Source organism: Kitasatospora sp. NPDC088783, from assembly GCF_044750705.1.
GTDB classification, from domain to species: Bacteria; Actinomycetota; Actinomycetes; order Streptomycetales; family Streptomycetaceae; genus Kitasatospora; species Kitasatospora fiedleri.
This window is the reverse complement of record NZ_JBIVKJ010000005.1, coordinates 368,101-384,300: the sequence shown is the minus strand read 5'-3', so window position 1 is coordinate 384,300 and position 16,200 is coordinate 368,101. Positions and strand designations below refer to the sequence as shown.

18 protein-coding genes are annotated in these 16,200 nt (G+C 73.7%); 13 read left to right on the top strand and 5 right to left on the bottom strand.

The annotated features are described in order from the left end of the window. Positions 1-184 precede the first annotated feature (184 nt). Positions 185-1,231 carry an NlpC/P60 family protein gene (locus ACIP60_RS17610; protein ID WP_400685063.1) on the top strand — a complete coding sequence of 349 codons (1,047 nt, stop codon included), beginning with the start codon at positions 185-187 and terminating at the stop codon, positions 1,229-1,231. 84 nt (positions 1,232-1,315) lie between these two features. Here ACIP60_RS17610 and ACIP60_RS17605 read toward each other — a convergent pair whose 3' ends face one another. Then, on the bottom strand, positions 1,316-2,155 hold the full coding sequence (locus ACIP60_RS17605) for an EamA family transporter (protein WP_400685388.1): 840 nt from the start codon (positions 2,153-2,155) through the stop codon (positions 1,316-1,318). Between the two features lie 207 nt (positions 2,156-2,362). Here ACIP60_RS17605 and ACIP60_RS17600 point away from each other — a divergent pair, with 207 nt between their 5' ends. The 3 genes from ACIP60_RS17600 to ACIP60_RS17590 all read left to right on the top strand — a co-directional run bounded on the left by ACIP60_RS17600 (position 2,363) and on the right by ACIP60_RS17590 (position 6,001). After that, positions 2,363-3,277, top strand: coding sequence for a LysR family transcriptional regulator (locus ACIP60_RS17600; RefSeq protein ID WP_400685061.1), 915 nt, complete (start codon positions 2,363-2,365; stop codon positions 3,275-3,277). Positions 3,278-3,527: 250 nt separating this feature from the next. Beyond that, on the top strand, positions 3,528-4,850 hold the full coding sequence (locus ACIP60_RS17595) for a bifunctional o-acetylhomoserine/o-acetylserine sulfhydrylase (RefSeq protein WP_400685058.1): 1,323 nt from the start codon (positions 3,528-3,530) through the stop codon (positions 4,848-4,850). Beyond that, positions 4,847-6,001, top strand: coding sequence for a homoserine O-acetyltransferase (locus ACIP60_RS17590; protein ID WP_400685385.1), 1,155 nt, complete (start codon positions 4,847-4,849; stop codon positions 5,999-6,001). The genes ACIP60_RS17595 and ACIP60_RS17590 overlap by 4 nt, the downstream gene beginning before the upstream one ends. Before the next feature lie 44 nt (positions 6,002-6,045). Here ACIP60_RS17590 and ACIP60_RS17585 read toward each other — a convergent pair whose 3' ends face one another. Next, complete coding sequence (locus tag ACIP60_RS17585) at positions 6,046-6,468, bottom strand: DUF350 domain-containing protein (protein WP_100838857.1); 423 nt, start codon at positions 6,466-6,468, stop codon at positions 6,046-6,048. A 156-nt stretch (positions 6,469-6,624) separates the two neighbouring features. Here ACIP60_RS17585 and ACIP60_RS17580 point away from each other — a divergent pair, with 156 nt between their 5' ends. Continuing rightward, positions 6,625-6,963, top strand: coding sequence for a hypothetical protein (locus ACIP60_RS17580; protein ID WP_400685055.1), 339 nt, complete (start codon positions 6,625-6,627; stop codon positions 6,961-6,963). Positions 6,964-6,968: 5 nt separating this feature from the next. Continuing rightward, positions 6,969-8,198 carry a glutathionylspermidine synthase family protein gene (locus ACIP60_RS17575; RefSeq protein ID WP_400685053.1) on the top strand — a complete coding sequence of 410 codons (1,230 nt, stop codon included), beginning with the start codon at positions 6,969-6,971 and terminating at the stop codon, positions 8,196-8,198. A 67-nt stretch (positions 8,199-8,265) separates the two neighbouring features. Here ACIP60_RS17575 and ACIP60_RS17570 read toward each other — a convergent pair whose 3' ends face one another. Continuing rightward, positions 8,266-8,562, bottom strand: coding sequence for a hypothetical protein (locus ACIP60_RS17570; RefSeq protein ID WP_400685050.1), 297 nt, complete (start codon positions 8,560-8,562; stop codon positions 8,266-8,268). 253 nt (positions 8,563-8,815) lie between these two features. Between ACIP60_RS17570 and ACIP60_RS17565 the strand changes: the two genes are divergently transcribed. Together ACIP60_RS17565 and ACIP60_RS17560 are read left to right on the top strand one after the other, a co-directional pair. Then, positions 8,816-8,992: a hypothetical protein gene (locus ACIP60_RS17565; RefSeq protein ID WP_400685048.1), complete on the top strand. Its 177-nt coding sequence runs from the start codon at positions 8,816-8,818 to the stop codon at positions 8,990-8,992. After that, positions 8,985-9,242 carry a hypothetical protein gene (locus ACIP60_RS17560; protein WP_400685045.1) on the top strand — a complete coding sequence of 86 codons (258 nt, stop codon included), beginning with the start codon at positions 8,985-8,987 and terminating at the stop codon, positions 9,240-9,242. Before ACIP60_RS17565 ends, ACIP60_RS17560 begins: the two co-directional genes overlap by 8 nt. Positions 9,243-9,521: 279 nt before the next feature. On the opposite strand, the gene ACIP60_RS17555 is transcribed toward ACIP60_RS17560, so the two are convergent. Next, complete coding sequence (locus ACIP60_RS17555; RefSeq protein ID WP_400685043.1) at positions 9,522-12,407, bottom strand: ATP-binding protein; 2,886 nt, start codon at positions 12,405-12,407, stop codon at positions 9,522-9,524. Positions 12,408-12,885: 478 nt separating this feature from the next. On the opposite strand from ACIP60_RS17555, the gene ACIP60_RS17550 reads away from it, so the two are divergent. Next, entirely contained in the window at positions 12,886-13,380 is a 495-nt protein-coding gene (locus ACIP60_RS17550) for a DUF5709 domain-containing protein (RefSeq protein WP_400685041.1), read from the top strand. Positions 13,381-13,412: 32 nt separating this feature from the next. Here the strand turns inward: ACIP60_RS17550 and ACIP60_RS17545 are convergent, their stop codons facing one another. Next, positions 13,413-14,141, bottom strand: a complete 729-nt coding sequence (locus ACIP60_RS17545) for a carbon-nitrogen hydrolase family protein (RefSeq protein WP_400685039.1) — start codon at positions 14,139-14,141, stop codon at positions 13,413-13,415. A gap of 361 nt (positions 14,142-14,502) precedes the next feature. Here ACIP60_RS17545 and ACIP60_RS17540 point away from each other — a divergent pair, with 361 nt between their 5' ends. The 4 genes from ACIP60_RS17540 to ACIP60_RS17525 all read left to right on the top strand — a co-directional run bounded on the left by ACIP60_RS17540 (position 14,503) and on the right by ACIP60_RS17525 (position 16,108). Continuing rightward, entirely contained in the window at positions 14,503-15,117 is a 615-nt protein-coding gene (locus ACIP60_RS17540) for a hypothetical protein (protein WP_400685037.1), read from the top strand. 9 nt (positions 15,118-15,126) lie between these two features. After that, on the top strand, positions 15,127-15,339 hold the full coding sequence (locus tag ACIP60_RS17535) for a hypothetical protein (protein WP_400685034.1): 213 nt from the start codon (positions 15,127-15,129) through the stop codon (positions 15,337-15,339). After that, positions 15,320-15,736, top strand: a complete 417-nt coding sequence (locus tag ACIP60_RS17530; RefSeq protein ID WP_400685031.1) for a hypothetical protein — start codon at positions 15,320-15,322, stop codon at positions 15,734-15,736. Before ACIP60_RS17535 ends, ACIP60_RS17530 begins: the two co-directional genes overlap by 20 nt. A 147-nt stretch (positions 15,737-15,883) precedes the next feature. Continuing rightward, entirely contained in the window at positions 15,884-16,108 is a 225-nt protein-coding gene (locus ACIP60_RS17525) for a hypothetical protein (protein ID WP_400685028.1), read from the top strand. Positions 16,109-16,200: the final 92 nt, after the last annotated feature.

Below are 16,200 nucleotides of genomic sequence, written 5' to 3'. Positions count from 1 at the left end.
AGGCGTCGCCGTCAGGCTGACATACAGTCAGCCACTCCTCTCCCTGCCGGGTTCGGAGGGGAGGAGTGGACGCGGAGCCGGGTTTTCATTACGGTCTGGCATCGAACCCGTCTTCGGATGATCACTCGAACGACGAACGAAGCGCGAAGAGTTCGCCCGGCAGAACCGGAAGAAGGAACCTCGGATGGCCTCCCACCGCCGCCCCAAGCAGCCGAGCCGAGCGCGGGTGACCGTGCTCACGGGTGCCGCCGCGACCGTGGTCGCCCTCTCGGCCCAGGCCGGGGCGCACGCGGCGCCCGCCCAGCCGTCCAAGGACGAGGTAAAGGCCCAGGTCGACAAGCTCACCGGCGAGATGGAGCAGGCCACCGAGAAGTACAACGGGGCCAAGGAGCGGGCCGACCAGCTGCGCCAGCAGGCCGGCCAGTTGCAGGACCAGGTGGCCCGCAGCCAGGAGCAGCTGACCGCGCTGGCCTCGGGGCTGGCCGAGGTGGCGGCCGACGAGTACCGGCAGGGCGGCGTCGACCCGTCGATGCAGCTGATGCTCTCCGCGGACCCGGACCAGTACCTCACCAAGGCGTCCTCCTTCAACCAGGCCGCCGGCACCCAGAGCGAGATCCTCAAGGCGCTCAAGGACCAGCAGCGCCGCCTGGACCAGCAGAAGCAGGAGACCTCGTCGATCCTGGCCGAGCTGGACACCGAGACCAGGACGCTGAACGACACCAAGGGCGAGGTGCAGTCCAAGCTCGCCGAGTCGCAGCGGCTGCTCAACCAGCTCAGCGCCGCCGACCGTGCGGCGATCCTCGCGGACAACGGGGGCACCGCCTCGCGCGGCGCCGACCGGTTGGACGTCGCCGGCCTGCCCAAGGCTTCCAGCGGTGCCGCCCAGGCCGCCGTGACCACCGCGCTCGCCCAGCGGGGCAAGCCGTACGTCTGGGGCGCCGAGGGGCCGAGCAGCTTCGACTGCTCCGGGCTGATGGTGTACGCGTACGCCCAGGCCGGCGTGCACCTGCCGCGCACCTCGCAGGAGCAGGCGCACGCGGGCAGCAGCGTGGGCCGCGACTGGCACAACGCCCAGCCCGGCGACCTGGTGATCTACAACGTGCACGGCGCCCAGGACCACGTCGCCATGTACATCGGCAACGGCATGGTGGTGCACGCGCCGAAGCCCGGTGCCCCGGTCCGCACCATGGCGGTCGACGCGCTGAGCATCAGCACCATCCGCCGGATCTGACCGGCCCCCGCATCCACCGACGCACGGCCGCCCGGCTCCCGGGCGGCCGTGCGCGTTCGACGGGCACGGGCGTTCGACGACCGCTCAGGACCGTCCGGGCAGCCCGCCGGCCGTACGGCGGTCGGGCAGCTGGCCGGCCACGATCGACGCCAGCGCCAGCGCGAAGCCCAGCAACTGCACCAACCCGAGCGTCTGGTCCAGCAGCAGCGCGCCGAGCACCGCCGCGACCAGCGGCGACAGCAGGTTCAGCACCGCGACGCCGGTGACCGGGAGGCTGCCGATGCCCTGGAACCAGAGGGCGTACGTGAGCAGTCCGCCGACCAGGCCCAGCCAGAGGTAGCCGAGCGCGGCCCGGCCGTCGACCGCCGGGGGCGCGCCCTCGAACAGGAAGGTGGTGGGCAGCAGGAACAGGCCGCCCGCGGTGAGCTGCCAGCCGGTCAGCGCGAGCGGGCCGACGCCTTCGGGGCGGCCCCAGCGCTTGGTGAGCGTGACGCCGAGCGCCATGGTGGCGGCGCCGCCCAGCCCGGCGGCCACGCCGACGGCGTCCAGCCCCGCGCTCGGTCCGATCACCACCAGCCCGACGCCGGCCACACCGCCCAGTCCCCAGCCCAGCCGCCGGGCGGACAGCCGCTGGCGCAGCACCGGGACGGCGAGCAGGGCGACGGCCATCGGCTGGACGGCGCCGAGGGTGGCGGCCACGCCGCCGGGGAGGCGCTCGGCGGCGGTGAACAGCAGCGGCAGGAACAGGCCGATGTTCAGCACGCCGAGCACCGCGGCCTTGCCCCACCAACTGCCGCGCGGCAGGGTCCGGGTGACGGCCAGCGCGATCAGACCGGCGGGCAGGGCGCGCAGCAGGGCGGCTGACATCGGGTGGTCGGGGGGCAGCAGTTCGGTGGTGACCACGTAGGTGGTGCCCCAGACCATCGGGGCGAGCGCGGTGAGCGCGGTGCGGGGCAGGGTGCCGAGACCGGCGCGGCGGGGCGAACCCGGGGACGGGGCGCGGGTGTCGAGCGGGCTGACGGTGGGGGTGGTGCCGGGGTTCGCTCTCATGGGCAGCAGTCTGGCTCCGGCCCGATCGATGAGTCCAACACATGTTTGTCAGCTCATCGATCTCGTTCCATGATGGATCGCATGGAACTCCAGCAGGTGCGCTACGTCCTCGCGGTCGCCGAGACGCTGAGCTTCACCCGGGCCGCCGAGCGCTGCCTGGTCGTGCAGTCGGCGCTCAGCCACCAGATCGCCCGGCTCGAACAGGAGCTGGGCGCCCGGCTGTTCGAGCGCACCAGCCGCCGGGTCCGGCTGACCGCCGCCGGGGAGGCTTTCCTGCCGGCCGCCCGGCAGTGCCTGGAGGCGGCCGAGCGGGCCGCCGCCGAGGTCGCGGCGGCGGTCGGCGAGGTGCGCGGGCGGCTGGCGGTCGGGCTGATCTCGACCGTCACCGCGGTGGACATCCCGGTCGGGCTGCGCGAGTTCCGCGGCCGGCACCCGCGGGTGCGGATCAGCCTGCGGGTGGGCGCCAGCAAGGACCTGGTCGAGCAGGTCCGCCAGGGCGCGCTGGACGTCGCCTTCCTCGGGCTGCCGACCACCTTCCGGCCCGAGGGGGTGACGGCCCGCGAGTTGGCCCGCGGCCCCCTGGTCGCCGCCGTCGCACCGGACCACCCGCTGGCCTCCCGCGGCCGGGTCCCGCTGCGCGAGCTGGCCGCCGAGCCCTTCGTCGACCTGCCGGCGGGCAGTGCGGGGCGGGCCCAGACCGATCTGGCGTTCGCCGCCGCGGGGCTGGTGCGCGACGTGGCCTTCGAGGTCGACGAGGCGTCCTACATCCCGCGCCTGGTGGGCCCGGGCCTGGCGGTGGCCATGCTGCCCGCCGCGTACGCCCCGCGGCTGACCGGCGTCGCCGTCGTGGAGGTCACGGACGCGCCAACCCGGATCGAGACGGTGGTCTGGCCGCGCTCCGGTCCCACTCCGGCGACCGCGGCGTTCCTGTCCCTGCTCGGCGTCCCGGGCACCGTCCCGGAGCAGGCCGAATCCGCTGGTACGACCATCGGATGATGACCCGTCAGGTCGCCGGGACATTGCGCCCCGTGTCCTCCCGTTTCCGTTTCGGCGACCCGCTGGCGGGGCGTTCGCGGCCTGTGCTTACCTGACGCCGTGACCGTCCGGCGGCGCCGCCGCACCGCCGGTACGGCGGGCACCCCGGCCGCGCAGATCCGCCGGCGGTGCCGTGTCTCCCCGCCCTCCCGCGTCCGAGCGACGGCTCCGCCGTGCCCGCGGCGCGCCCGCGATCCCGTACAGGAGCAGCATGTCCGAGCAGAGCCCCGAGGCCGTTCCCGGCTGGTCGTTCGAGACCCGGCAGATCCACGCGGGCGCGCAGCCCGATCCGGCGACCGGGGCGCGGGCGGTGCCGATCTACCAGACCACCTCGTTCGCCTTCCGGGACACCGCGCACGCCGCCGACCTGTTCGCGCTCGCCGAGCCGGGCAACATCTACACCCGCATCCACAACCCGACCACCGACGTGCTGGAGCAGCGCCTGGCCTCGCTGGAGGGCGGCGTGGCGGCGGTCGCGCTGGCCTCCGGGCAGGCCGCCGAGACGCTGGCGTTGCTGACGGTGGCCCAGGCGGGCGACCACCTGGTGTCCTCGGCCTCGCTGTACGGCGGCACGTACAACCTGCTGCGCCACACGCTGCCCCGGTTCGGCATCGAGGTGAGCTTCGTTGAGGACCCGGACGACCTGGAGGCGTGGCGGGCGGCGGTCCGCCCGAACACCAAGGCGCTGTTCGCGGAGTCGCTGGGCAACCCGCGCGGCAACGTGCTGGACGTGCGCGGGGTCGCGGACGTCGCGCACGCTGCCGGGGTACCGCTGATCGTCGACAACACCGTGCCGACCCCGTACCTGCTGCGGCCGCTGGAGCACGGCGCGGACGTCGTGGTGCACTCGGCCACCAAGTTCCTCGGCGGGCACGGCACCACCATCGGCGGCGTGGTCGTGGACGGCGGCAGCTTCGACTTCGGCGCCCACCCCGAGCGCTTCCCCGGCTTCAACGAGCCCGACCCGAGCTACCACGGCCTGCGCTTCTGGGACGCCCTCGGCCCGGGCGCGTTCGCCGCCAAGCTGCGGGTCCAGCTGCTGCGCGACCTCGGGCCCGCGCTCTCCCCGCACTCGGCGTTCCTGCTGCTGCAGGGCGTGGAGACGCTGTCGCTGCGGCTGGAGCGGCACACCGCGAACGCCCTGGAGCTGGCCCGCTGGCTGGAGCGGCGCGACGAGGTGTCGGTCGTCCACTACCCGGGACTGCCCTCCAGCCGCTGGTACGCGGCGGCCCAGCGCTACCTGCCGCGCGGCGCGGGCGCGGTGCTCTCCTTCGAGCTCCGCGACGGCGTCGAGGCGGGGCGTCGGTTCGTGGACGGGCTGGAGCTGTTCAGCCACCTCGCCAACATCGGGGACGTGCGCAGCCTGGTGATCCACCCGGCGTCCACCACGCACAGCCAGCTGGACGCCGAGCAGCTGGTGGCCACCGGGACGGCGCCGGGCCTGGTGCGCCTGTCGGTCGGGCTGGAGAGCGTCACGGACCTGCGGGCCGACCTGGAGGCGGGTTTCCGCGCGGCGAAGGGCGCGGCGTCCTGAACGGCCTGCCGCAGCTCGCCGTCCCGCCGTCCTCCGGGGCCTGGCGGGACGGCGATCTGGTCGGCGGGCGGCGCTGGTTCGCGCTGCCCGGGCCGCTCGCCCTGGAGGCGGGCGGCACCCTGCCGGGGGCCCGGCTGGCGTACCAGACCTGGGGCACGCCGCACCCCGACGGCTCCAACGCGGTGTTGGTGCTGCACGCCCTGACCGGTGACAGCCACCTCACCGGGCCGGCCGGACCGGGGCACCGGACGGCCGGTTGGTGGACGGAACTGGTCGGGCCGGGGCGGGCGCTGGACACCGACCGCTGGTTCGTGGTCGCGCCGAACGTGCTCGGCGGCTGCCAGGGCTCCACCGGACCGTCCGCCACCGCGCCGGACGGGCGGCCCTGGGGCAGCCGGTTCCCGTTCCTCACCCAGCGCGACCAGGTCGCCGCCGAGGTGCGGCTCGCCGACGCCCTGGGCATCGAGCGCTGGGCGCTGGTGGTCGGCGGGTCGATGGGCGGGATGCGCGCGCTGGAGTGGGCGGTGACCCACCCGGAGCGGGTCGGGGCGCTGCTGGTGCTGGCCACCGCGGCGGCGGCCTCCGCCGAGCAGATCGCGCACGCCTCCGCGCAGTTGCACGCGATCCGCGCGGACCCGGGATGGCACGGCGGCGACTACCACCACCTGCCGCCCGGCGGCGGCCCGCACCGCGGCCTGGGCCTGGCCCGGCGCCTCGCCCAGATCACCTACCGCAGCGAGCCCGAGCTGGCCGCCCGCTTCGGCCGGGACCCGCAGTCCGGCGAACACCCCTGGCGGGGCGGGCGGTTCGCCGTCGAGTCGTACCTGGACCACCACGCCGCCAAGCTCGCCCACCGCTTCGACGCGGGCAGCTACGTGGTCCTCAACGAGGCCATGAACGCCCACGACCTCGGGCGCGGCCGGGGCGGCACCGCGGCGGCGCTGCGCCGGGCCGCCGTCCCGGCGCTGGTCGCCGCGGTCGACTCCGACCGGCTGTACCCGCCCGCCCAGCAGGCCGAACTGGCCGCGCTGCTGCCGGACGCCGACGCGCTGCGGACGATCTCCTCGCCGCACGGCCACGACGGGTTCCTGCTGGAGGCCGGGCAGGTGGCGCCGCTGTTCGCCGAACTGCTGCCGGCCGAACGGCGCTGACGTGTTGCTTCCGGGAGGCCGCCCGGGTCGGGGCGCTCAGGTGCTCAGGCGATCGAGGCGGCCACGATCGCCGCGGCGGCCAGGTTGCAGCTGGCCGACACCCACACCGCCGGGTGCGGCTCGGTGGAGACCAGGATCGTGCCGAGCCGCCCGGGGGTGAGCAGGTCCAGCAGCCAGAACGCGAGCGCCATCAGCAGCAGGCCGAGCACGCCGAAGCAGAGCGTGGACAGCAGGCCCTTGCCGAAGTCGTCGTAGGTGTACCGGATCGCGGTGTAGACGATGCCGCCGACGCCGAGCAGCGCGGAGCTGAGCAGCACGGCCGCGTTGCGGTTGCCCTCGGCCCAGATCAGCCGGCCGAGCTTGCCGGGCGTCAGCAGGTCGATCAGCAGGTAGCCGAGCAGCAGCAGGACCAGGCCCACCAGGCCGTAGACGGCGGCCGCGCCGAGGCCGTGGAGTATGTCGTTCATCTGCGGGGGCTCCCCGGAGGTCGGGCGCCCGTGCGGGCCGCCTCGTGGTCAAGGATCGGCAAAAGATATCCCACGGACGGCCCGGGGCACTGGCGTCCCGTCAGTTTCCGGGGGCACCTCCCCCACCGTCCGGCGGCCCGCGTACGATGATCCGCCATGACACCGCCGCCTTCCCCCGCCACCGGACCGGACCGGCCGACCCCCGGTGCCCGCCGCCGCTCCGGCTTCGTCGCCCTGGGGATGGTCGGCACCCTCGCCCTGACGCTGGCCGGCTGCTCCTCGTCGAGCAAGACCCCCAGCCGCTGCGTCGATCCGGGCACCCTCAAGGTCCTCGACGCGCACTCCTGTTCGGCGGGCGGCTCGGGCGCGGGCCAGTGGTACTACTGCGGCTCCGGCACCACCACCGCGAGCGGCGGCACCTTCAGCAAGTCGGCCGCCAAGCGCGGCGGCTTCGGCTGCCCCAAGGGCAGCAGCAGCGGCTCGGGCGGAGGCTGATCCGGATGCGCCGCCACACCATCGCCCCGCGCCCCGACTGGCTGGCCACCGTCGAGTCCCAGGGCCTCGTGTACGCGATGTGCTCCGACCCGTGCAACCAGGGCGGCCCGCACGCCTACTGGGACGAGAGCGCCTACTACGAGTTCTCGCTGCCCGAGGTGGAGGCCCTGGAGGAGGTCGTCGAGGAACTCCACGAGCTCTCCCTCGCCGCCGCCGAGCACGTGGTGCGCACCGGCCGCTTCGCCGACTTCGGCATCACCGACCCGCGCCTGGCCGCCGTCGTCGCCGAGTCCTGGCGCCGCCGCGACGAACAGCCCAGCGTGTACGGTCGTTTCGACCTCGCCTACGACGGCACCGGCCCGGCCAAGCTCTTCGAGTACAACGCCGACACCCCGACCTCGCTGATCGAGGCCGCCGGACCGCAGTGGTTCTGGCTGGAGGAGCGCTTCCCCGAAGCCGACCAGTGGAACTCCCTGCACGAGCGGCTGATCGAGTCCTGGTCCCGCCAGAAGCACCTCCTGCCGCCCGGCCCCGTCCACTTCGCCCACTCCCGTGGCGACACCGAGGGCGAGGACTGGCTCACCACCCTCTACCTGCAGGAGTGCGCCGAACAGGCCGGCCTGCGGACCGTCGGCATCGCCGTGGAGGACATCGGCTGGGACGAGCTGTCCGGCCGCTTCGTCGACCTGGAGCACCGCTTCATCCGCTCCGCGTTCAAGCTCTACCCGTGGGAGTGGCTGGTCGACGACGAGTTCGCCGACCACCTGCTGGACGTCATCGACCTCGGCGGCAGCACCGGCTCCACGCTGTGGATCGAGCCCGCCTGGAAGATGCTGCTCTCCAACAAGGCCCTGCTGGCCGTGCTGTGGGAGCTCAATCCCGGCCACCCCAACCTGCTGCCCGCCTACCTCGACGGCCCGCGCGAACTCGCCGACCCCGACGGCCCCGGCTACGCCGCCAAGCCGCTGCTCGGCCGGGAGGGCGCCGGCATCCGCATCGTCGAACCCGACGGCAGCCAGACCCGGCTCGCCGACTGGGCCGGCGACCCGGACCGCTACGGCGCCGAAGGCTACTGCTACCAGCAGTACCACCCGCTCCCCGACTTCGACGGCAACCGCCCCGTCCTCGGTACCTGGGTCGTCGACGGCGAATCCGCCGGCCTCGGCATCCGCGAGACGGACGACAGCCCCATCACCCACCAGGGCGCCCGCTTCCTCCCCCACCTGATCCGCTGAGCCCACCCCCACCCGCCCCCTGACGGTCCGTCAGGGGGCGTCTTTCTCTCTTCCCTCTCCCCCATCCTCAACTGTCTGACGTACCGGGACGGCTGCCGCGCGAACGCTGCGCCGGAATCCGCAGAGCCTCGACTCCCCCGACCGCCGGCGACCAGCGCTGAGCAGGCATCCCGGCACCGGCCATCTCGCTCCCAGCCGTCCCCGGCAGCGGGTGGCGGGGGGTGATCCGCGCCAGCGAGGCCAACCGGGCCCGGCTGGTCTGCCGCTCCACCGCCCCCCGGCAGCGAGCCCGGCCGGCGGCCGACACGTCCGGGGCGGTGAAGTGCTCGGCGGCGTAACGACGGAAGAGTTCACGGCGGGTCATCGAAACCTCCTGAGCAGCCGGGGGCCGGCTGGCAGCCGTCATCGGGAACACCCCAAGCAAAGCGCCACTCCCGCGGGCCGAACAATGCGTATCCCCTACCCAACATCCGCCCCGAACCCTGGGTATCCCCACCCCCGACCGGCCACCACCTGCCCTTCGCCCGCCGCGATGGGTACCGCCACGCATTGATCACCGTAATGAACCCCCGGTTGGCTGGCACTCCCTCTCCGCCCACCCTCACCCGGAGGCCCGGATGACCCACCGCGAACGCTTCCGCCTGCACACCGGCGAACACTTCACCGCCCGCGCCGACCGGCCCACGATCGGACGTCGCCGCGGCACCGTCGAACGCCAGACCCGCCGCGCCACGCTCTCCCGACTCGCCCGTCTCACCCACCACCCCCGTCTCACCCACCACCCCCGTGCCTGACTCCGCCCCCGGCCGCCACCCTCCCCACCCCGCGACGTCTCCCCACAGTCGACCTCCCGCTCTGGCTGGTCACCATGCCCACCCCGGCCCCACCGGCGCCTGCGGCGAGCAGACCTTCGCCGTCCGCGCCCTCACCCACGTCGAGGCCCTCGCCGCAGCCGCCACCACCGCGCACACCCATCCGGCCCTCCGCCACCGCCGCGGCGCCCGCCTCGACACCGCCGCCGCCCGCGCCGCCCTGCACCACTGACACGCCGTCCACCGCTCTCCCCCGGGCGTCACCCACCCCCAGCCGAACGCTCCTGGCTGCCCGGTGTCTCCCACCGCTCGAACCGCTACTCGAAGCACCCGCCGAAACGGCCCCTGGAGCGACCTGCCGCAGAGCCCGCCCGGCCCGCTCGACCACCATCCCGCCGCGAACCGGTGGGCCCAGCCCGGCCGGATGCCCACCCGCAGCTCTCCTCCCCTCCGCGCCCCCGGCCGCACTCCCCGCCGAGCGCCCACCCACCACCCGCCCCTCCACTCGAACTCAGCTCTCGGTCTCCGCCAGCGCCTCCGCCACGTCCTTCCGTCCCACACCCAACTTCCTCAGCACGCTGGCCACGTGGTGCTCCACCGTGCGCGGCGACAGGAACAGCGCCTGGGCGATGTCCTGGTTGCTGACCCCCTGCCCGACCAGCTCCGCGACCTGCCGCTCGCGCGGCGAGAGCGCCTCGCCGTATCCGCGCCGTCCGGGCGAAGCCATCCGCCCGAGTCCGAGGTCCCGCCGGACGTGCTGGCAGCGGGCCGCGTCGGAGGCCGCTCCGAGGGTGGTGTAGGTGGCTTCGGCGGCGGCCAACCGCTCGGCCGCGGTCTGCGGGTCGCGCTCCGCGAGTGCCCGGGCCAGCCGCTCCTCCGCCCTGGCGACCTCGTAGGGGCGGCCGATGCTCCGCCAGGCGTCCCGGGCCCGGCGGTAGGACTCGATCGCACCGCACGGCTCCGCCCCCTCCAGCAGGACGCCACGGGCCAGGGCCAGCCCCGCGTGGGCGGCGGGCGCGTCCGTCCTCCCGATCGCCTCCGCCGCCTCCTCGACCAGGTGCCGGGCCGCGCCCTCGTCACCGACGCCCCGTACGACCTCCACGGCGATCGGCAGCAGTTCCCCCGCACGGGCCCACGCCCCGGCCTGGCGCAGGATCGCCACCGCCGGCGCCAGCAGCGCGGCAGCCGCCTCCGCCCCGCGTTCCACCAGCTCCACCGCTCCCAGACCGGCGGCGGCCCTGATCGCCGTGGTGACCTGTGACTCCCGCTCCCCGTACCCGGCGGCGGACTCGAACTCGGCCCGGGCGACCGCCAGCCGACCCCGCGAGGCGGCCATCCGACCGAACAGCAGGGCGCGTTCGACCCGGGCCATCGCCACGTCCGGGTACTCGGTGCCGAGCGCCTCGAACCGCTCCTCCAAGCCCTGCCAGCGCCCGGCCAGGCCGTCGAGGCGCAGCAGGGCGATCCGGCTGTAGCACTCCAGGTAGGAGATCGCGGCCTGCCGGGCCAGGGCGCGGCTCTCGGCGAGCAGCCGTCCGGCCCGCTGGTCGTGGCCGGTCTCCATCGCGATTTCGCCGACGTTGAACAGGGCCCTGGTGGTCTGCCGGACGAGCTCCGGGCTGGAGGCGCCGCGCGGCAGCCGGTCGAGTTCGGGCCACAGCTCGGGGTCGCCCTCGCGGGCCTGGAAGGTGAGCCTGGTGGCGCGGTAGGCGGCGGCGACCTCCTCGTCGGGCTCGATCTCCAGCGCGGCGGCGGCCTTGGCCATCCGCTCCCGGACGGCCGCGCCCGCGCCGTCGCGTTCGTTCATCGCAAGCGCGACCAAGGCCCGGGCGGCGCGGGCCGGCCGTTCGGCGATGAGTTCGTCGGCGGCCTGTTCGACCAGGGCGAACCCGGCCCGGTCGCCGCCCTGGACGGCCACCCGCAGGCCCAGGGTCAGCCGGACCTCACCGCGGTCGGCCACCGGCAGCCGGGGGTCCGCGATGATGTCGGCCAGCACCTCGGTGCTGGCCTCGTCGTAGGCGGCGTTCGCGGCCAGGCCGGCCAGCGCCCGGGCGGCCCGCCCGCGGCGCTCCGGCGCGAGGTCGGTCTCGGCGAGCAGCTCGCGCAGCAACGAGCCCGCCAGCGCGGTGTGGCCCTGCTCCGCGGCCTGTTCGGCCGCCGCCTCGGCGGCCTGCTGCCAGGCGTCCCGGTCGCCGAGCGCGCGGGTGTGCACGGCGATCCGGGCGAGTGGCCGCGGTTGCCCGGCGCGCAGCGCCTCGATGGCCCGACGGTGGAGCGCGGAGCGCGTCGGGCCCGGTATCCGCCGGTACGCCACCTGCCGGGCGGGCTCCCGGCGGAACGCGTACCTGGCCGGGGCGGGCTCGCTCAGCACCGCCGCGCGCAGGGCCTCCACCAGCCCGGCGGAGACCTGCTCGGAGGGCAGCGCGGAGACCTCGGCGATCAGCTCCTCCCCGGCCGGCTCGTCCAGCACGGCAACCGTCTCCACCACCGCACGCGCCTCCGGGCCGAGCCCTGCCAGTCGCTCGGCCACCGCGTCCCGCAGGCTGCGCGGCAGGTCCGCCCCGGCCAGGAGGGCGACGGGGTCCGTCCGCCGATCGTCCTCCCGCAGCACCGCCAGGTCCTCGACGATCGCCGCCGGAAACCCACCCGAGCGCCGGTGCAGCAGGGCCGCCACCGCGGGCACGCTCCCGGCGGCGGGGCTGCTACCAGCGGCCGAACCGCTCCCGCCACTGGCACCGAGCTCGGCACGGGCCAGCTCCAGGACCTCCGCCTCGTCCAAGGGCTCGACCCTGAGCAACCCACCGAAGACCCCGGGCGGGCAGCGGTAGGCCGCTCCCAGCACGGACACCCCGTCCGGCAGCTCCTCCGACCGGTAGGTCACCACCAACGACAGGCCGGGGTTCGGGTCTCTGGCCAGCAGCAGCAACAGCTCCCTGGTCGCCCGATCGGCCCACTGCGCGTCCTCGACCAGCAGCACCACCTCGCCCAGCGCTCCGAGCAGCGCCCGCAGGCCCTGTGCCAGCCGGTACCGCTCGTCGGCTCCCGGCCCGGCGGTGTCCGCCGGCAGCAGGTCGGCCAGGTCCGGCAGCCACGCGCGGAGCGCACCGGCGCTCGACGGTACTCCGGCGGTCTCCGCCAGGGCCGGGCGGCTGTGCCGGAAGGCGTCCAGCAACGGCCCGTAGGGCGGCGGCTCGGCCACTGGGTGGCACCGTGCGGTCAGCACCCGTTCCCCCGGGATCCCGGCCTCCGCCAGCGCCCGCTCGACCAGCGCGGTCTTCCCGACTCCCGCATCGCCTTCCACCAGCATCACCGCCGACGCAGTGCGCAGCACCTCGACCAACCGCGCCACTTCCCGCCGCCGCCCGACGAAGCCCGGCGCTCCCCCGCCGTGCCTCATCTCCGCACGCCCCATCCGCACGCCCGACCCGACCGCACCAGCCGGCGAGAGCACGTACGTTCCATACGCCCCATCATGCCGTGCCGCACGCACACCCCGGCAGCCGCCCGCCGACGCTCCACCCGTGGCTGCCTCCTCACCGGAACCCTTCATTCCCACCTCCTCTCCCACCTGAAATCCCTCCACCGCACCCACCTGCCTGCTCACCGGCCTGGGCCACGGCCCGGCACCGCTTCCCGTCCTGCCTTTCTGCCAACACTTCCGCTCCACGGCAACGCACCTGCTGCCGTGCCCCGGCCAGGCAACTTCCCTGCTGACAGCCGTTCCACCTGCTCCCGCCAGGCCCACGGAGACCGCCCGTCCCGGCTCCTGCCCCGAGCGCTTCGGCGCCGCGCCGTGTTGCGGGCCGGGTGACTCCCTGGCGAGCATGAAGAAACTGCGTGCGACCTCACTCCGAGCGACGAGGACAGGTGCTGTCATGACCGACTGGGACGCCCAGGACCCGGAGCCCGCCGAGGACGACGGCGTTCTCGAACCTGCCGACTCCCTGCTCACGGACCGGCTGGACGACGACCCGCTCGACACTGGAGTCATCCCGCCGGACGGCTACCGCGGGGCCACCGCGTACGGCACCACGCCCGAGGAGGCCGAGCGGGGCGAGTCCCTGGACCAGCTGCTGTCCGAGGAGGAGCCCGACGACAGCCCCGAGGCGGTCGACGACCGCTGGGCCGACGGGCCCTCGCCCCGGTCCGGCCGCTTGGTCGAGGACGGCATCGACACCGAGGGCACCGACGTCGGGCCGGACGCCGGGGCCGCCAGCGCGGAAGAGGCCGCTGTGCACCTGGTATACCCGGACGAGGACGCCGAAGCCGAGTTCGACGACGCCGAACCCGACGAGCCGCTGCGCGAGGCGGTCAGGTTCACCGTGCTCGACGACCTGGCCGATCGCGTCCCCGACGACGACTACCGCTGAGCCGCCCCTTCGGTTCCGCCAGGCCCCCGGCCTCAACCGCTCACCTCCACCTCCAGGTCGGCCACCAGCAGTCGGGGTCCGCTCTCGTCGGCCTCCGCCGTCACGGTCCCGTCCGGTGCCCACACAGCGCTGCCCCCGCAGCCCGTCCACGGTCCGGCGGGGCCGACGTGGTTGGCGAGCACCACGTACATTCCGGTGGCCTTCGCTATCGCCGGATGAAGGACTCGGCGTTCTTCACGTCCCCCTCCGGTCCCGTACAGCGAACTCGCCAGGTGCACCTGGCAGCCCCGGGCTGCGTTCCGTGCGGCCACCTCGGGGAAGTGGTTGTCGAAGCACGTCCCCAACGAGTAGCCGATGCCGTCCAGCCAGAAGCGGCCACCCCTGCTTCCGGCCTCGAACACCTCCTGTTCGTTCTCGTACAGATGTTCCTTCGTGTACACCTCCACCACGGAGCCGTCCTGGGCGTACACGGTGCTGGTGATCCGTGGTCGGCCTCCCGGCCCTGCCGCAGCCCCGTTGACCACCACCGTGATCCCCGCTTCACGCAGCGGGTCGAGACGTACGTCCTCCGCCTCGGTCCACAGCGTCCGGTCCGCACCGATCAGCTCGGGCTCGTACCCGGTGAGCGCCAACTCCGGACAGACCATCACCACGCTGCCCGCCTCCCGCGCCTCCCGCGCCAGACCGGCGATCCGCCGCACGTTGGCCACCACGTCACCCGCAACGCACTCGAACTGGGCCGCTGCCACCCGTATCCGCACCAATTGGCTCCCCTTCCCATCGCATCGCCTGCCCGGACGCTATCGCCCGCTCTCCGGTCCGTTTCCTTTGCGGTCCCGGCCGTCGAAACCACCTTCCACACTCCAGTAGCCTTCAAGAGCAGACCCGGCAGATGCGGAGAAACAGGTGGTGAGTACCTTGTCTCAGCCCCTTCGATCCGCTATCTACCTTGCCGCGAACCGCGTCATTGAGCGCCCGGCGCTGATCGATTCGGTACGATCGCCCGCAAGGGCGAAGGTGTCCGGTGGACTTCGATAGGCCCATCCTCGTGCCGGTCGGTCCGGATGCCTGGCACTGGCGCACCTCGACAGCGAGCGCACCGTAGCGGTCGCGGCCCGAACGGTGACCTCCCTCGTTCGTGTTCTGGAAGTCCTGCCGGATCTGGTGGGCAATGATCCCCGGTTGGCGATCGTATTCGCCCACGATCCCACTTCCGCCTTCGGCGAAGGCGTTCCGGAACTGCTCCGCTCACTGCGCTGCCGAACCCTACCCTGGGCTCAACTCGCCGAGGCAGAACCTGATCTGTTGATCTCGGCGAGCGAGAACATCGGCGTTCCGTCCGACGACTACCCGGTGCTCGTCCTTCCGCACGGGATCGGTTTCCAGAAGCTCGTTCCGGATTCGGCGTCTTCGAATACCCGGCTTTCCGATCTGGTGCCGGACGGGTTGTTGTCGGCGGGTCGGGCCTGGCTCACCGTGTCGCACCCCGATCAGGAGAGCCAGCTCGCCGCCGCCCATCCGGCCACTGCGGGTCGGACCGTCCTGGTGGGCGACCCGTGCCTGGACCGTCTGCACGCCAGTCTGCGCTGGCGGGACCGCTACCGCTCTTCGCTCGGGGTCGAAGCCGGCCAACAGCTGGTCTTCGTGACCTCCACCTGGGGGCCCGGCGCGCTGATCGGCCGTCACCCGGACCTGCCGGCCCGGCTGCTGGCCGAGCTGCCCGCAGACGAGCACTGACTCGTCCTGGTGCTGCATCCGAACGTCTGGTCCGGCCACGGGGCGTGGCAGATCCGGGTGGCACAGCGTTCGGCACTGGCTGCCGGTGCTCTGCTGATCGATCCGACGGCGGGTTGGCAGCAGGCGCTGACCGCCTCCGACGTGGTGGTCGGCGACCACGGTTCGGTGACCCTCTACGGGGGCTGCGCTCGGCGGGCCCGTCGTGCTCGCCGCCTTCGGTGAGGAGATGGTGCCCGGGACGGCCGGACACACGCTCGGCCGTTCCGTTCCGATGCTCGACCGGTCGGCTCCGTTGCGCCCACAGATCGACGCGGCGGTCTCGGGCCATCGCTCCGATCGGCTCATGGCTGTCGCCCAGCGCGCATTCATGGAGCCCGGGTCGGCCTTTCCGGAACTCCGTCGGCTGCTGTACCAGTTGCTGAAACTGGCTCCGCCGGCGGAGACGGGTGGCCGGCCGATGGCTTTCCCGCCCGTACCGCAGGCCGATGCCCCACCTGTCACCTCCTTCTACGTGGAGACGGCTCTTCTCGGCACCGACAGTCCGTCCCTCCGCGTGTCGGTGCGCCGTTACCCGGCAGCGGCGCGTGAGCCGGGTGAGGAATCGGAGCAGACCTTCTGACATCTTGCGAGTGATGCCGAGGAACCCGATACGCACCTCATCGACAGCGCCTCCGTTCTGGTCTGTCGGCGCCCGTCCGCCTCGCTCGACGCGGCTCACCACCGGGTCCTCGAACTCCGGGCTCACTACGTCTGCCTGCTGATCGCCGTGTCGCTGCCCGACGGCGCCCTCGTCGGCCTGGCGAGCGGACCGCGGTTCGTGGTTCGTTCCGCTGACGGGAAGCCGTTGGCCCCCGAGCAGGCTGCCGCAGCGTTCTACACCGCGCTGCGCGTCAAGTCCCGTCCTGAACTGCTCGATCACTTCGGCCTCCTGCTGGATCTGGGCTCGCACTGCCGCGAGCTGACGATCCGGAAGATGCCCGAGCCTCACTGAGCCCACACCCGAAAAGGGCATAACAGGTACTAAACCAACCAATTGGACATTTCTGGGGTTCTATGAGGTTGACCCCGTTGTCCGCGCCCACC

Excerpts from the sequence above, each read along its gene's own strand:
- ACIP60_RS17575 (WP_400685053.1), top strand. The coding sequence starts at position 6,969 with ATGCGCCGCCACACCATCGCCCCGCGCCCCGACTGGCTGGCCACCGTC.
- ACIP60_RS17565 (WP_400685048.1), top strand. The coding sequence starts at position 8,816 with ATGACCCACCGCGAACGCTTCCGCCTGCACACCGGCGAACACTTCACC.
- ACIP60_RS17595 (WP_400685058.1), top strand. The coding sequence starts at position 3,528 with ATGTCCGAGCAGAGCCCCGAGGCCGTTCCCGGCTGGTCGTTCGAGACC.
- ACIP60_RS17605 (WP_400685388.1), bottom strand. The coding sequence starts at position 2,155 with ATGGTCTGGGGCACCACCTACGTGGTCACCACCGAACTGCTGCCCCCC.
- ACIP60_RS17550 (WP_400685041.1), top strand. The coding sequence starts at position 12,886 with ATGACCGACTGGGACGCCCAGGACCCGGAGCCCGCCGAGGACGACGGC.
- ACIP60_RS17600 (WP_400685061.1), top strand. The coding sequence starts at position 2,363 with ATGGAACTCCAGCAGGTGCGCTACGTCCTCGCGGTCGCCGAGACGCTG.
- ACIP60_RS17610 (WP_400685063.1), top strand. The coding sequence starts at position 185 with ATGGCCTCCCACCGCCGCCCCAAGCAGCCGAGCCGAGCGCGGGTGACC.
- ACIP60_RS17585 (WP_100838857.1), bottom strand. The coding sequence starts at position 6,468 with ATGAACGACATACTCCACGGCCTCGGCGCGGCCGCCGTCTACGGCCTG.
- ACIP60_RS17580 (WP_400685055.1), top strand. The coding sequence starts at position 6,625 with ATGACACCGCCGCCTTCCCCCGCCACCGGACCGGACCGGCCGACCCCC.
- ACIP60_RS17570 (WP_400685050.1), bottom strand. The coding sequence starts at position 8,562 with ATGACCCGCCGTGAACTCTTCCGTCGTTACGCCGCCGAGCACTTCACC.
- ACIP60_RS17555 (WP_400685043.1), bottom strand. The coding sequence starts at position 12,407 with ATGAGGCACGGCGGGGGAGCGCCGGGCTTCGTCGGGCGGCGGCGGGAA.